The sequence below is a fragment of the Nocardiopsis lambiniae genome (genome assembly GCF_031845465.1).
GTDB classification, from domain to species: domain Bacteria; phylum Actinomycetota; class Actinomycetes; order Streptosporangiales; family Streptosporangiaceae; genus Nocardiopsis; species Nocardiopsis lambiniae.
In genome coordinates this window covers 303,549-316,385 of sequence record NZ_JAVREP010000001.1, presented here as the reverse complement: position 1 = coordinate 316,385, position 12,837 = coordinate 303,549, and the positions used below count along the sequence as shown (strand labels likewise).

General features: G+C 70.6%; 15 protein-coding genes and 3 tRNA genes. 9 read left to right on the top strand and 9 right to left on the bottom strand.

The annotated features are described in order from the left end of the window. The first annotated feature begins 11 nt into the window (after positions 1 to 11). Complete coding sequence (locus tag RM479_RS01390) at positions 12 to 533, top strand: GNAT family N-acetyltransferase (protein WP_311509851.1); 522 nt, start codon at positions 12 to 14, stop codon at positions 531 to 533. A gap of 241 nt (positions 534 to 774) precedes the next feature. Here the strand turns inward: RM479_RS01390 and RM479_RS01385 are convergent, their stop codons facing one another. Then, complete coding sequence (locus RM479_RS01385) at positions 775 to 1,005, bottom strand: peptidoglycan-binding domain-containing protein (protein WP_274812817.1); 231 nt, start codon at positions 1,003 to 1,005, stop codon at positions 775 to 777. Between the two features lie 6 nt (positions 1,006 to 1,011). Between RM479_RS01385 and RM479_RS01380 the strand changes: the two genes are divergently transcribed. Beyond that, positions 1,012 to 1,167: a hypothetical protein gene (locus RM479_RS01380; protein WP_397221037.1), complete on the top strand. Its 156-nt coding sequence runs from the start codon at positions 1,012 to 1,014 to the stop codon at positions 1,165 to 1,167. A gap of 139 nt (positions 1,168 to 1,306) precedes the next feature. Here the strand turns inward: RM479_RS01380 and RM479_RS01375 are convergent. The 4 genes from RM479_RS01375 to RM479_RS01360 all read right to left on the bottom strand — a co-directional run bounded on the left by RM479_RS01375 (position 1,307) and on the right by RM479_RS01360 (position 3,275). After that, positions 1,307 to 1,380: transfer RNA gene (locus RM479_RS01375), tRNA-Phe, on the bottom strand. Between the two features lie 25 nt (positions 1,381 to 1,405). Further along, positions 1,406 to 1,480, bottom strand: a tRNA-Asp gene (locus RM479_RS01370). Positions 1,481 to 1,564: 84 nt separating this feature from the next. Next, positions 1,565 to 1,637: transfer RNA gene (locus RM479_RS01365), tRNA-Glu, on the bottom strand. Positions 1,638 to 1,742: 105 nt separating this feature from the next. Then, entirely contained in the window at positions 1,743 to 3,275 is a 1,533-nt protein-coding gene (locus RM479_RS01360) for a metallophosphoesterase family protein (protein WP_311510405.1), read from the bottom strand. 137 nt (positions 3,276 to 3,412) lie between these two features. Between RM479_RS01360 and RM479_RS01355 the strand changes: the two genes are divergently transcribed. Together RM479_RS01355 and RM479_RS01350 are read left to right on the top strand one after the other, a co-directional pair. Then, positions 3,413 to 3,763, top strand: a complete 351-nt coding sequence (locus RM479_RS01355) for a metallopeptidase family protein (RefSeq protein WP_274812857.1) — start codon at positions 3,413 to 3,415, stop codon at positions 3,761 to 3,763. A 345-nt stretch (positions 3,764 to 4,108) separates the two neighbouring features. Next, positions 4,109 to 5,422: an MFS transporter gene (locus RM479_RS01350; protein WP_311509850.1), complete on the top strand. Its 1,314-nt coding sequence runs from the start codon at positions 4,109 to 4,111 to the stop codon at positions 5,420 to 5,422. An 85-nt stretch (positions 5,423 to 5,507) separates the two neighbouring features. On the opposite strand, the gene RM479_RS01345 is transcribed toward RM479_RS01350, so the two are convergent. From RM479_RS01345 to RM479_RS01330, 4 genes are all read right to left on the bottom strand, one after another. Continuing rightward, on the bottom strand, positions 5,508 to 5,633 hold the full coding sequence (locus tag RM479_RS01345; protein WP_274812819.1) for a hypothetical protein: 126 nt from the start codon (positions 5,631 to 5,633) through the stop codon (positions 5,508 to 5,510). Next, a complete protein-coding gene (locus RM479_RS01340) occupies positions 5,633 to 5,893 on the bottom strand; it encodes a PspC domain-containing protein (protein WP_274812820.1) in 261 nt (86 codons plus the stop codon). Before RM479_RS01340 ends, RM479_RS01345 begins: the two co-directional genes overlap by 1 nt. A 265-nt stretch (positions 5,894 to 6,158) precedes the next feature. Further along, the gene (locus RM479_RS01335) at positions 6,159 to 6,767 is read right to left on the bottom strand and encodes a TetR/AcrR family transcriptional regulator (protein WP_311510404.1); all 609 of its coding nucleotides are present in this window, start codon (positions 6,765 to 6,767) and stop codon (positions 6,159 to 6,161) included. 84 nt (positions 6,768 to 6,851) lie between these two features. Next, entirely contained in the window at positions 6,852 to 7,238 is a 387-nt protein-coding gene (locus RM479_RS01330) for a PPOX class F420-dependent oxidoreductase (RefSeq protein ID WP_311509849.1), read from the bottom strand. A 327-nt stretch (positions 7,239 to 7,565) separates the two neighbouring features. Here RM479_RS01330 and RM479_RS01325 point away from each other — a divergent pair, with 327 nt between their 5' ends. The 5 genes from RM479_RS01325 to RM479_RS01305 all read left to right on the top strand — a co-directional run bounded on the left by RM479_RS01325 (position 7,566) and on the right by RM479_RS01305 (position 12,630). Continuing rightward, entirely contained in the window at positions 7,566 to 8,084 is a 519-nt protein-coding gene (locus RM479_RS01325; protein ID WP_311509848.1) for a lamin tail domain-containing protein, read from the top strand. A gap of 195 nt (positions 8,085 to 8,279) precedes the next feature. Continuing rightward, on the top strand, positions 8,280 to 9,692 hold the full coding sequence (locus tag RM479_RS01320) for an alpha/beta hydrolase family protein (RefSeq protein WP_311509846.1): 1,413 nt from the start codon (positions 8,280 to 8,282) through the stop codon (positions 9,690 to 9,692). A gap of 134 nt (positions 9,693 to 9,826) precedes the next feature. Continuing rightward, positions 9,827 to 10,096: a metal-sensitive transcriptional regulator gene (locus RM479_RS01315; protein ID WP_311509845.1), complete on the top strand. Its 270-nt coding sequence runs from the start codon at positions 9,827 to 9,829 to the stop codon at positions 10,094 to 10,096. A 371-nt stretch (positions 10,097 to 10,467) separates the two neighbouring features. After that, the gene (locus RM479_RS01310) at positions 10,468 to 11,040 is read left to right on the top strand and encodes a rhodanese-like domain-containing protein (RefSeq protein ID WP_311509844.1); all 573 of its coding nucleotides are present in this window, start codon (positions 10,468 to 10,470) and stop codon (positions 11,038 to 11,040) included. 171 nt (positions 11,041 to 11,211) lie between these two features. Next, positions 11,212 to 12,630, top strand: coding sequence for an MBL fold metallo-hydrolase (locus tag RM479_RS01305; protein WP_311509843.1), 1,419 nt, complete (start codon positions 11,212 to 11,214; stop codon positions 12,628 to 12,630). Positions 12,631 to 12,837 lie beyond the last annotated feature (207 nt).

Genomic DNA, 12,837 nt, shown 5'->3' with positions numbered 1-12,837 from the left:
GGACCCTGCCCGTGTTCACCATGCGTCCCGCGACCGAGGCGGACACCCCCGACGTCGCTGCGATGATCACCGCACGCTGTACGTGGATGGAAGAGCGCGGATTGGTGTCCTGGCGGGAGAACGTCGACGACCTCGCCGGGCAGGCCGGGGCCGGGTTCATGTGGGTACTCGAAGCCGAGGATCGCATCGTCGGATGCACGACGGTGACGACGGACGCCCCACCGAAGGACTGGACCCCCGAAGAGGCCGCCGAGGAGTCCCTGTACCTGTTCACGACCGTCACCAACCCCGCATACCGGGAGCACAAGCCCGGTACGCTGATCGCCTTGTGGGCGGTCGACCGGGCGGCACAGCAGGGACGTCGGTGGGTGCGGCGCGGCTGTTTCTTCCCTGAGCTGGTCAAGTACTACGAGACCCAGGGGTTCTCCCTGGTCAAGGAGCAAGAGCGGAGCGCCGGGCACCTGTACCTGCTCGCGCGCCGCGCGGAACACCTGGACCTCGCCCAGCTCAGGGTCACAGAGAACGCCGTCTGACCCCGGCATGACGAAGGAAGCCCCGCCCCCCTTACGGGGGAGTGGGGCTCTGTACGTCCGCCCTCAGGGCGGATAGAAGGTAGCCGTCGACACCGACAGATCAGAAGCGGCCCGCGTTCACCGTCTCCTGCAACCCCCGTGTGGTCTGGGAGACCACCGCGCTGGTGAAGGTGACGATCCCCTTCGCTGACACGGACCGGATGGACGGCCAAATGCCGTCCACCGCCCGGCCGGTGAGACCTCACCGGCGCTGCACGGCACGGATGGTCTGCGGCCCCAGGATGCCGTCGACCCCGGCACCGCGCAGACCGCACCGGATCTGCATCGCCCGGACCGTGACCGGCGGCCCCCACACCCCGTCGTCCTTCACGCCCAGAGCGCGCTGGACCGCCTTGGCGGTCAAATCGTCCAGGCGGCCGTCGACGCCGAGGCGGCTTCTCCGCTCGCGAAGCGGCCCTACGACCTCCGGCACACCTGCGTGTCCACGTGGCTCAACGCGGGCGTCTCCGAGACGCTCGTGGCCCAGTGGGCGGGACACAGCGTGGCCGTGCTCAAGAAGATCTACGCCAAGTGCCTCGTGGGCGAGGAGGACCGCGCCAAACGCCAGATCGAAGAGACCCGCCGCCGCTACTGAGCCGCCTGGAACTTCAGCGCGTATTCAGCGCGGGTGTCCACCGAGACCCGCCGCCGTCCACCGACAACCACCGAGGCACGAAAAGGCCCCGTCACCTGTTTGCGCAGGTGGCGGGGCCTTTTTGCATGTCTTAGGTTTGTGGCTAGGGGCGGGGTCGAACCGCCGACCTTCCGCTTTTCAGGCGGACGCTCGTACCAACTGAGCTACCTAGCCGAATCCGCCGATCGATCGGCGAGCGCGGTCCTGACGGGATTTGAACCCGCGGCCTCCACCTTGACAGGGTGGCGAGCACTCCTAGCTGCTCCACAGGACCTTATTCGGTCGTCGTCCCGGGTTTCCCCGGTCCGCGTCCGCGGTTCCATTCTGCCAGACATCCGACAGTGGTCGAACCGCTTCGTACCCCCAACGGGATTCGAACCCGCGCTACCGCCTTGAAAGGGCGGCGTCCTAGGCCGCTAGACGATGGGGGCCCGTGTGACAGGTCCAGCATAGGGGAGATTCCCACCAACGCCAAAGCGATTCGGCCGACCCGACAGCGGCTTCGCCACCTGCGGGAACACGCACCCCCCTTCAGCTCAGGGGGTGCGCCGGTCCTCCCGGCCCTCCTCCTCGGCATCGGGGTCGGGCTCTCCCAGCGAGCGGTCCGGGTCGGCCTCGATGTGCCTTTCGACCTGCGCCGACGTCAGGCCGACCCCGCCCAGATCGATGTCGTCGCGGGCCTGGAGACGCCCGGTCTCGGAGTCGAAGTACAACACCGAGGCCTGGTAGGGGGTCGGTCTGCCCGTACCGTGATCAAGGCCACGCAGACCGGCGCCGCCGGTCGAGCCCTGGACGAGGAAACGGGTGCCCAGGTCGGTGAGCCGCGTGGAGCGCCGATGGTCACCGCCGGTCAGGACCAACGGGACGACCCCGTCGAAGGCCTCCGCCTGGGTGCCCGTGTGCATGAGGACGAGGTCGACCTCCTCCTGGGAGCCGATGACCTCCGCGGCCTGCTCCTCGCCCAGCGCCGCCACCCCTTGGAGGGTCGGGTTCAGCCGGGTCGCGTCGGGCGTGTACCGGGGGTCGCCCGCCCCGTACAGGGTGAGTCCGGCGACTTCGAGGACGTCCCCGTCCAGCACCACCGCGTTGGGCTGGGCCTCCACCGCGCGCTGGGTGCCCATGGAGTCGTGCCGGCCGCGCACCCACACGTAGGGGACGTCCAGTTTGCCGATCTCGTCGGCGAAGACGTCCTCCGCGGCGCTGCCCCGGTCGGTGAGGTCTCCCGAGTCGACGATGAGGTCGACGGCGTACTGCTCCCGCAGGGTGCGGATGATGCTCCACGACGCCGGGTTGAGCTGGATGTCGGACACGTGCAGCACCCGGACGACCGACTCGTCCTCCTCGTACACCGGCAGGGTGGAGGTGGCCTCGTAGATCATCGCGACGTTGCCGACCAGCCCCGCGAGCTGTTCCTGATACTCGCTGAACCGGCCCACGACCTCCTCGGCGCTGCCGACCACCTGGGGCGCCCCCGCGATGAGGCCGGTGTAGCGGGGTTCCGCGATGGCGCTCGGGTTGAAGGTGAGCCCGGCGGCGGCCCCCGAGCCCACGAGCACGGCCAGGGAGACCCCGGCCCCGGCCAGCGCCCGCCAGGCGCTCCGGAACAACAGCAGACCCATGAGGGCGGCGCCCAGGACGGCGGCCAGCAGCGATCGCACGATCAGGGCGATGACGCCTTCGCGGAGATCGGAGCCGATCCCCGCGGCCATCCGGTTGATGGCGTCGGGGTCGGCGAACATCTCCTGGGCGGCGGAGAGCCGGATGTCGGAGATCGTCGCCTCCAGCCGCAACGGCGCGTTGTGGGTGTCGAAGGCGAGCTGTCCGAGGGGCGCCACGTTGACGACGGTCTCACCGTGCCATTGGGGGCTGAGGCTCAAGGTGACGTCGGCGGGCCCGATGGGGGTGACGACCTGCCCGGCCAGGGCGAGGCCGAGCCATCCGCCGACCAGCCCCGCGGCGACGACGCAGGACCATCGCCACGCCCGCCCGTCACGCACCCGGATCAGGCCCTCGCGAAGCCGCCCTGCGGCTCCTCGGAAGTCGTACGCGCGGATCGTTTCCCAAGACAACACCCCCCCATCATGCCGCTGACGGGGATCGTTCCCAATGTTTCCTCCCGTCCAGTGTGTTATGTCGCTATCCCGTGCCCGTCCTGTGTCCATGGATGCGCTCCCCCGGTGTCGCCGCCCATCGTCCGGGCAGCACAATGGCGGGTGTGGTGGAACTGACGCGCAGGGAGTTCGAGGAACTGGTCGCCGACGCGCTGGACGAGATCCCGCCGGAGCTGGCGGGCCTCATGGACAACGTGGTGATCACGGTCCAGGACGAGTCGCCGGACGGGCTGCTCGGCCTCTACGAGGGCATTCCGCTGACCGAGCGGGGGGACATGTACTTCGGCGTGCTCCCGGATCAGATCTTCATCTACCGCCTCAACATCTGCGCGATCTGCGAGACTCGCGAGGACGTCGTCGAAGAAGTCCTGATCACCGTGGTCCACGAGATCGCCCACCATTTCGGCATCGACGACGAACGCCTTCACCAGCTGGGGTGGGGCTGATCCCGGTCACTCCGATCGGTTCAAGGTGACCGTCCGAAACCCCCATCCCCATGGGTACCCGGTCCCGCCTCCGAGGCTCTCCGTGCACGGGCGGCCTCCGCGCGGCCGTCCCGGGCGCGGGCGCGCATCCCCTTTCCATACGGGGATTCCGCAGTGAACTGCGCGGACAACGCACAGCACGAACACGCACATAACGCCCTATCACCCCACCACCCATTACGCGCAGCAACGAATCAGACACGAATTCACCTCAATGGCTTGCGAGGGGGCGCACGTTCCGGGACGGTTGGTCATTGGAACACGACACAGCGTGATTTCAACCCTGTAACAGTAAGGGAGTGCCGGATGGCCAATCCGCGCCTCGACAAGACGCCTGACGGCGAGGGTCACGAGCCCTCGTCCTCCCCTCAGCAGGACGCCTGGCGCAGCAGCTACCGCGATGTCATGGCGATCGGTGAATTCCGCGCCGTGTGGTTGGCCCACGCCCTCTCGATGATCGGCGGGAATCTCCTCAACATCGCGACGAGCATCCTCGTCTTCCAGCTGACCGACTCCCCGTTGGCGGCCGGTATCACCATCGCCGTCACGTTCCTGCCCCCCATCATCGCCGGCCCCCTCCTCTCCGGGCTGGCCGACCTCTTCCCCCGGCGTCAGGTGATGGTGGTCTGTGATCTCCTCCGCGCCGCGCTCATCGTGTCCATCGGCATCCCCGGCATGCCGGTGTGGGCCATCTGGACGCTGTTGTTCTGCTCGGTCCTGCCCTCGCTCCCCTTCGCCGCGGCCCGTGCCGCCATGCTGACCGAGATCGTCCAGGGCGAGCGCTACGTGGCCAGCACGGCCATCATCCAGCTCACCGCGCAGATCGGCATGTTGCTGGGGCTCGTGGCCGGCGGCGTCATCGTGGCCTTGGTCGGCCCGCACATCACCGTGATGTCCAACGGAGCGGTCTTCGTGATGACCGCCCTCATCGTGCTGTTCGGGGTCAAGGCGCGACCGGCCCCGGCCCGGGAGGAACAGGGCGAAGGCGGTGGCGGCTTCCTGACGATGGCCGGGGGCGGCGCCAAGCTGGTCTTCGGAGACTCCAAGCTGCGCACACTGGCCCTGATGGCCTGGCTGGCCGGGCTCTACATGGTCCCCTACGGGTTGGCCAACCCCTTGGCCGCGGAGGCCGGTGGTGGCGAGGCCGCCGCCGGGCTCATCATGGCGGGAACGCCGATCGGCGCCTTCGTGGGCGGGCTGATCCTGACCCGGCTGGTGCCCCCGCCGACGCGGATCCGTCTGCTGGGACCGCTCGCGGTCATGACGTCGGTCCCCCTGCTGATCTGGCTGTTCCAACCGCCGCTGTGGCTCATGGTGACCGCGCTGGCCCTGTGCGGTGCCGCGGGCTCGTACCAGTTCGTGGCCAACGCCGCGTTCGTGCTGTGCGTGCCCAAGGAGGGCCGGGCGCTGGCCTTCGGCCTGGTCGCCGCCGGGCTCCAGGCCGCTCAGGGGTTGGGGATCCTCGCGGCGGGCTTCTTCGCCGAGTTCTTCGGCACCGGCGCCGTCGTGGTGAGCGCCGGGGTGCTGGGGATCACGTGCGCGGTGCTGCTGACGCTCCCCTGGTCACGGATGAGCCACGAGGTCACGCGCAAGATGGAGGAGAGCGAGGCCGCGGCCTGATCCCGAAGGCCGAGGTCGACCCCCGGGCCGTCCCGGCCTCTCTCGGGACGACCGTGGTCCGCGGGCCCCGCCCCGAAGGGCGGGGTCAGCGGCCCCTGTTCTCCGTGCCGCACTCGACGACGGACTCGCGCTCCTCTTCGACCTCGCGCTCCTGGCGCGGCAGACGCAGTTCGCGGCGTTCCCACCCGGGGTGTGCTCTGAGGCTCCACATCAGTCTCGACTCGGCTTTCCCTGGAAGTTACGGATGATCTGTTCGAGCAGCGAGTGCTGCTCGTGCTCGCCCGGCATGATCAGCCAGGCGAGGATGTAGACGAAGACACCGCTGAAGCCGAGCAGGGTGAGGGCCACGAAGACGAGTCGGACGATGTTCGCGTCGACACCGAGGTAGTCGGCGATACCGCCGCACACGCCCGCCAGGAAGCGGTTGTCGTCACTGCGCCGGAAGCGCTTGCCCTGAAGTTCATCGTTCATGTTCTCAGCCTGCCCGTTCGCCGCGCCTTTTCCCATCGGGGAGAGCCCTGGAGCGTCCCTGACATCTCCCCGACACCCCGGAAGGGGCTGTGGGGCGCACCCCCGAAGGGGCCCGCGGACATCCGACGTCTCCGCCGTCTCCGGCGTTCCACGAGGTCGGTGAGTCATGGAACACGTTAGGGTCCGGGTACGACGAACGGGCGTCGTCCCCGCCCGTCGGTCCGGGCGTTCCCACCCGCCCGACCGGAGCCGCCGTCCGCCTCGGTCACCCCGTTCCGGGGCCGTAGACCTCGCCCAGGACGCGGAAGGCGGAACGGACCCTGTCGCGGACCCGCTCGACGTCCTCCTCCTCGGAGTAGTGGAGGTGGCGCATCGTGTGGCGCATCACCGCCATCGCCGCCACCGCGGCCAGCTGGGGCCGGTCCGCCTCGGGGGGCTCCCCCAGGCGCTCGGCGATGGCCCGGGCCACCACCTGCTCCACATCGTGGAAGCGCGCCAGCACCCCGGGGACGAGCTGCGGTTCCCGGTCCATCAGCCGTTTGCGGAGCCGCATCTCCTCGCGCTGGGCGGCCAGGTCCTCGGTGTCCACGAGGAAGGCGATGAGCAGGGTGATGAGGTCCTCGGTGAAGTCTCCGGTCGGACCGCCCCGGACGAATCCGCGGATGTCGTCCTCGTCGAAGGCCCCGGGCAGATCTCCGAGGAGTGCCTCCTCCTTGGTCCCGAAGTAGTTGAAGAAGGTCCGGGTGGACACGCCCACCTGGGCGGCGACCTCCTCGACCGTCACGTTCTCCAGGCCGTGTTCGAGCACGAGCCGCACCGCGGCCTCCCGGAGGGCGCGCCGGGTGGCCAGCTTCTTGCGCTCGCGCAGCCCCATGCGCTCCCCCTCCATCCGACCCTCGGTCACCGTCGTGCTCCTCTCCCGGGCGCGGCGCGACCCCTCCGTCGGGGCCGCGCCGGATCACCGCCCGACGAACCGTTCGGGGCGGACGCGGACGATCACGCGCTTCTCATCGTCACTGTGCCAGGGATAGGGGGTGCCGAGGTACTTGCGGGCCATCGCGTCGATGAAGGCCTTGTCCACGTCGTCCTCGATCCCCTCGACCTCCCCACGAACCTCGACGTACACGTACGGGTCGTCCGGGTCGAGGACGGAGACCGCGATCCGACGGTCCCGTGAGAGGTTCGCGAGCTTCTGCCGCGTGGTGGTCTGACTGAACCGGAGGAACTCCCCGTCCCAGTCGATCCATACCGGGCTGACCTGCGGTCCTCCGTTCGGTCCGATGGTGGCCACGTGCGCGAACACGGGCTTGCGCAGAATCTCCTGCTGGTGTTCCGGGAACGCCATGCGATCTCCTCCTCCGTCGCCGGCCGGGCGTCGGCCGATGGGTGCGAGTACATCAGCCGAGGACACGCGAACCGGTGACCGTCACGGTCGGCGTGGCGCCTCCGCCGTGAGGAATCCGACACCGGGAGACGCCTTTTCTCACCCATCACCGAAAAGGTCAACCGGAATTGAAGTCGCGAAGGAAAGAAACCTAGCAACCGAATGTCCGGAAAAAAACTGGAACATGACACCTCGCCCGGCGCCCATCACTACAGTCTCCTCAACAGCGGGTGCGCTTTTCCTGTATTTCGGACATCGGACCTCGGTCCGTCACCTCAAGGAGCCCATGTGGCACGGAAAAGGTTGCGTTCCGCTCTCATCGCAGCGGCAGCCCTGGCCACCCTGGTCGTCCCGGTCCCCGCTCAGGCGGCCTCCACGACCGGCGCCCTCATGATCACGCACGTGCGGCCCAACGCCGCCGGCGCGGACATCAAGAACAACAAGCAGGTCAACCTCAACGGCGAGTACTTCATCCTCAAGAACGTCACGAAGAAGACGGTCGACCTCGGCGGCTACGTCCCCGACATCACGACCAACACCTACGGCCGCGCCCTTCCGGCCTACAGGCTCCCGGCCGGGGCCAAGGTGTACGTGCACACCGGCAGCGGCACCCACCACAGGGACGCGAAGGGGAACCACCACGTCTACCGGGGGTACGGACGTCACGTGCTGCCCAACGACGGCACGAAGAAGAACCCCGACATCCGGCTGAAGAAGCCGGGTTCACGGGACGACAACACGGCCACCGGAGCGATCAGCTCCTGCAACTGGGGCAAGGCCGCCGACGGTAGGACCTACGCCTGCTGAACCCGCTTCACCGCACCCGCACGCCCCCGGACCCGCGACCTCCGGGGGTCCGCCATGTCCGGGCCGCATCGACGACCGTCACCGTCGACCGGCCCCGAATCCCCTCCCACAGGACGATGTGCCCGACCCCCGCCTCCTCGTAGGGTCATCGCGGGCCCGCCGCGGCGGCGCGCCCGACCGGGAGGAAGGACGCCCATGACGTGGTCCGAGATCGCGCTCCTCGGTTCGATCGCGCCGCTGCTCCTCGCCCTGTGCGCCCCGGCCCGGGCGCGCCGCCCCCTGGTGTGCGCCGCGCTGGTCCTCGTCGCGGGTTGCGCGGTCGCCGGTCTCGTGTCCGGTCCGCGCTGGCAGTGGTACCCGATCGCCGTGGGCGCGCTCGTGATGGTGGCCCTCGGGGTGCTGCGTCTGTGGCCCTCCGCCACGGGCCCCGAACCCCGCGGAAGGACGCGGAACACCGTCATCGTCCTGACCCTCCTCCTCGGTCTGGTCGCGGCGACCGGTGGCGGCGCGATGGCGTGGGCGATCCCCGTTCCCGTCTTCCCGGTCCCCTCCGGTCCGCATCCGGTCGGCGCGGTCACCGCGCAGTGGACGGACCCCGACCGGGAGGAGACCTGGACCGACGACCCGGCCGATCGGCGGACCGTCGTCGCCCGGATCTGGTACCCGGCGGCCCCGGGGGCCGACGGCGAGCGCGCGCTCTACCTGGGGCGCGACGCCCGGGAGGCGGACATCGTCGCCGAGGGTCTGGCCGCCGGCCTGGGCATGCCCGGGTTCGTCCTGGAGGACGCGTCCCGGGCCCGGGCGCACGCGGTCCCCGACGCTCCGCCCGTGGCGGGGCGCCATCCCCTGGTGCTCTTCTCACCGGGGCTGGGCGGAGTCCGCACCCAGAACACGGTGTGGGCGGAAGGCCTGGCGAGCCACGGGTACGTCGTGGTGGCGGTGGACCACCCCTATGACTCCGCGGTCGTCGTCCTCGACGACGGCACGGTCGTGCGCGGGGCCCTGACCGCGACCGGGGACCCGGAGGAGGACGATCGCCTCGCCGACGAGTGGACGCGGATCCGCGCCGACGACCTGGGACTGGTGCTCACCCGGCTGGTGGAGGAGGCCAACGCCGACGAAGGTCCCCTCTCCGGACTGGTGGACCCCGAGAGGGTCGCCATGGCCGGACACTCACTGGGCGGGGCGGCCGCACTGCTGGCGGCGGCCGGGGATCAACGGGTCGACGCCGTCATCGATCTGGACGGGTTGCCGCGGCTGCCCCGGGGGGCGTCCCTGTCGCAGCCGGTGCTCGCGCTGGTCGCGGCGGCCGGAACGGGGAGTCCGGAGGGCGACGTCCGCTACGCCGTGGCGTTGGACGGAGTGTTCGCGGCGTCGACCGCGCCCGGTCACGTGCTCTCCGTGCCGGGGACCGCGCATCTGTCGTTCAGCGACTCCCCGTTCCTGATCCCGCCGTTCCCGTCGCTCGTCGGCTCCCTGGGACGCGCGGAGCCGGCCCGGATCACCGAGGCGGCCTCCCTCGCCTTCCTGGACGCGACCCTGAAGGGGGCGGACGTGGACCTCGACGCCGCCCTCGCGCCCCTGGGAGAGGTGACCCCGATGCCCTAGCCGGCGGGGCGTGTCGAGGGTGGGTTCCGCCGTACGGTCCGGCGGTGAACCGTGGTGGCGTCGGTCACGGACCGGGGTCCGCGGTGGACTCCGGATACACCCGGGGGTATGTTGGGGGCACGAGGTGATGAAGCATGGATCTCAAGCCGGAGATGCTCGGAGACGCCCTGACCCGCCTGCGCCGGGCTCAAGGGCAGCTCAACGCCGTGATCTCGATGATCGAGAACGGCGAGGACTGCACGGAGACGTTGCAACAGTTGGCGGCGGTCTCCCGCGCCCTGGACCGGGCCGGGTTCAAGATCGTGGCCACGGGTCTGCGGCACTGCAACACGGCCCGAGAGCGGGGCGAGGAGCCGCCCATGAGCGAGGCCGAGCTGGAGAAGCTCTTCCTGGCCCTGGCCTGAGCCGCCCGCCTCTTCCGAGGCGGGTCCACCCATCGCGTTCACATACCCCCCGGGGTACAGGAGGGTGCACATCCGTCTCTCACATACTCCCCGGGGTATAAGAACGCCCCTCCCACCGACGCCGGGGGAAGACCACCCTTTTCTCCCGGGTACCACCACGACAGTGACCCCGGCGCCCTCCGCGGCCGGGGACGAGGCCGGGGACCACACCCCGGAGACCGCCCCGGCGCCACGTCGACGGTTCCCGGAACACCACGTCCGCGCTCCCTCCGGGGCCACCGGAGTCCACCGCCCGAAGACCCACCCGACCTCCGTGCACCCCCGGGTGTACGAGGAGCGGGGTTCGACACCATCGATCGACGAGGAGACCCATGACCGACCACACCATCGACGTCCACGCCGTGCGCAGTCTGGTCGAGACCGACCCCGACACCCTGCTGGTGGACGTGCGCACCCCCGCCGAGTACGAGGGCTCCCACATCCCCGGCTCGATCAACCTGCCGCTCCAGCGGGTGGACGCCCACCTGGAGCGCATCGTCACCGACGCCGGGGGGCGTCTCGTCCTCGTCTGCCAGTCCGGCAACCGGGCGCGACAGTGCCAGGCGAAGCTGACCACCGCGGGCCTACGGGACACCGTGGTGATGAACGGCGGCATGAACGCCTGGGAGGCGCAGGGCGCCCCGGTCGTGCGCGGACGGCGCAGATGGGCCCTGGAGCGCCAGGTCCGCCTGGTCGCCGGGGCGATCGTGCTCACCTCCGTGCTGACCTCGCTGCTGTGGCCGCCGGCCGTGGCGGTCGCCGGACTCATCGGCGCCGGGCTGACCTTCGCCGCGATCACCGACACCTGCGCCATGGGCATGGCCCTGTCCCGCCTGCCCTACAACCGACCCCGGAACCACGTCGACATCGAGGAATCCCTCACGAGGATCGGTGCCGGCCGGTGACCGCCGCCGACTGAACACCGACACGGGAATCCGCCCGATCACCCCGGCCCCGACGCCCGCGACCGAGGCCGCACCCTCTCCGGAACATACCCCCCGGGGTACCTGGAGAGCGACGGGGCACACCATCCGTCCCCGGCCCTCCCGGGCCGACCGACAACCCACGGAGAGACCATGCTGTTGGAACGCGTCTACGACGACGACCTCGCCCAGGCGAGCTACCTCATCGGCTGTCAGGCCAGGGGCGAGGCCATCGTGGTCGACGCCCGACGTGACATCGACGGATACCTCGACCTGGCCCACGCGCACGGCATGAGGATCGTGGCCGTGACCGAGACCCACATCCACGCCGACTACCTCTCCGGCACACGGGAGCTGGCCGCCGCGACGGGCGCCACCGTGTACGTCTCCGGAGAGGGCGGTGAGGACTGGCAGTACGGCTTCGAGGCCGAGCGGCTCCTCGACGGCGACGCCATCACCATCGGCAACATCACGGTCCGGGCCCGCCACACACCCGGGCACACCCCCGAGCACCTGTCGTTCCTGGTCACCGACGGCGCGTTCAGCGACCACCCGGGCTACCTGCTCTCCGGTGACTTCGTCTTCGCCGGGGACCTGGGCCGTCCCGACCTGCTGGACGAGGCCGCCGGCGGAGTGGACACCCGGTTCGAGGGGGCGCGCCTGCTGTTCGCCGGCCTCCGGGACGTCTTCCTCACCCTGCCCGACCACGTGCAGGTCTACCCCGCGCACGGGTCCGGCAGCGCGTGCGGCAAGGCCCTGGGCGCGCTCCCGGCCACCACGGTCGGATACGAGCGCCTCAACGCCTGGTGGGGGCACTACCTGCGCGACGGCGACGAGCAGGGGTTCATCGACGAGCTGCTCGACGGGCAGCCGGACGCGCACGCCTACTTCGCGCGGATGAAGCGCCAGAACAAGGAGGGCCCGACGGTCCTGGGCCCGACGGCCCCGCCGCCCGAACTCGCGAACGGGGGGATCGTCCGGTCCCTGCGCGAGGACGAGGTGATCTTCGTGGACACCCGGCCCCACACCGAGGTGCACCGGGGCACCGTGGCCGGGTCGCTCAACATCCCCGGCCCGGCCAAGGCCGCGAGCTTCGGCGCCTGGGCCTACGACCCCGAGACCGAGGACCGCCCCCTGGTGCTCCTCGCACCGGACGGGGAGACGGCCCGAGCGGTGCGCGATCACCTGCTGCGGGTCGGCATCGACCGCGTCGCCGGCTACACCACCACCCTGGAGGGCCTGCCGGCGGCCGTGCCGAAGGTCATCGCCCCGGCGGAGTTGGAGGGCTCCGGTGCCGCGCTCGTCCTGGACGTGCGCAACCGGACCGAGCACGCCGCCGGCCACATCCCCGGTTCCCGGCGGATCAGCGCCGGACGGGTCCTGTGGCACCTCGACGCACTGCCGGGCGACGGCACCATCGTGACCTACTGCCGGTCCGGTGCGCGCAACTCCGTCGCCGCCAGTGCCCTGCGCCGCGCCGGATACGACGTCGCCGAACTCGACGGGAGCTACGAGGGCTGGTCGGCCTGGAGGCGGGACCGGGACGCCCCGGTCGGTGCCGCCGCCGACTGACCGATGCCGGAGGCCGTGCCCGCCGTCCGGGACACACCCCGACCGAGCCCTGCCTCCGCACGGAACCCCGGCGGTGCCCGCGAAGGGTGCCGCCCCGCACCGGAGGGGCCGTGGGCGGTCTCGGGCCGGTGTGCCCACCGCCTTCCGCGCGGCGCCCGACCGGTTCGCCCCGTCGGGCGCCGCGCCCCCGGCCGCCCGGCCCCGCCG

Excerpts from the sequence above, each read along its gene's own strand:
- RM479_RS01355 (WP_274812857.1), top strand. The coding sequence starts at position 3,413 with ATGGCGGGTGTGGTGGAACTGACGCGCAGGGAGTTCGAGGAACTGGTC.
- RM479_RS01350 (WP_311509850.1), top strand. The coding sequence starts at position 4,109 with ATGGCCAATCCGCGCCTCGACAAGACGCCTGACGGCGAGGGTCACGAG.
- RM479_RS01345 (WP_274812819.1), bottom strand. The coding sequence starts at position 5,633 with ATGTGGAGCCTCAGAGCACACCCCGGGTGGGAACGCCGCGAACTGCGT.
- RM479_RS01340 (WP_274812820.1), bottom strand. The coding sequence starts at position 5,893 with ATGAACGATGAACTTCAGGGCAAGCGCTTCCGGCGCAGTGACGACAAC.
- RM479_RS01335 (WP_311510404.1), bottom strand. The coding sequence starts at position 6,767 with ATGGGGCTGCGCGAGCGCAAGAAGCTGGCCACCCGGCGCGCCCTCCGG.
- RM479_RS01330 (WP_311509849.1), bottom strand. The coding sequence starts at position 7,238 with ATGGCGTTCCCGGAACACCAGCAGGAGATTCTGCGCAAGCCCGTGTTC.
- RM479_RS01320 (WP_311509846.1), top strand. The coding sequence starts at position 8,280 with ATGACGTGGTCCGAGATCGCGCTCCTCGGTTCGATCGCGCCGCTGCTC.
- RM479_RS01315 (WP_311509845.1), top strand. The coding sequence starts at position 9,827 with ATGGATCTCAAGCCGGAGATGCTCGGAGACGCCCTGACCCGCCTGCGC.
- RM479_RS01310 (WP_311509844.1), top strand. The coding sequence starts at position 10,468 with ATGACCGACCACACCATCGACGTCCACGCCGTGCGCAGTCTGGTCGAG.
- RM479_RS01305 (WP_311509843.1), top strand. The coding sequence starts at position 11,212 with ATGCTGTTGGAACGCGTCTACGACGACGACCTCGCCCAGGCGAGCTAC.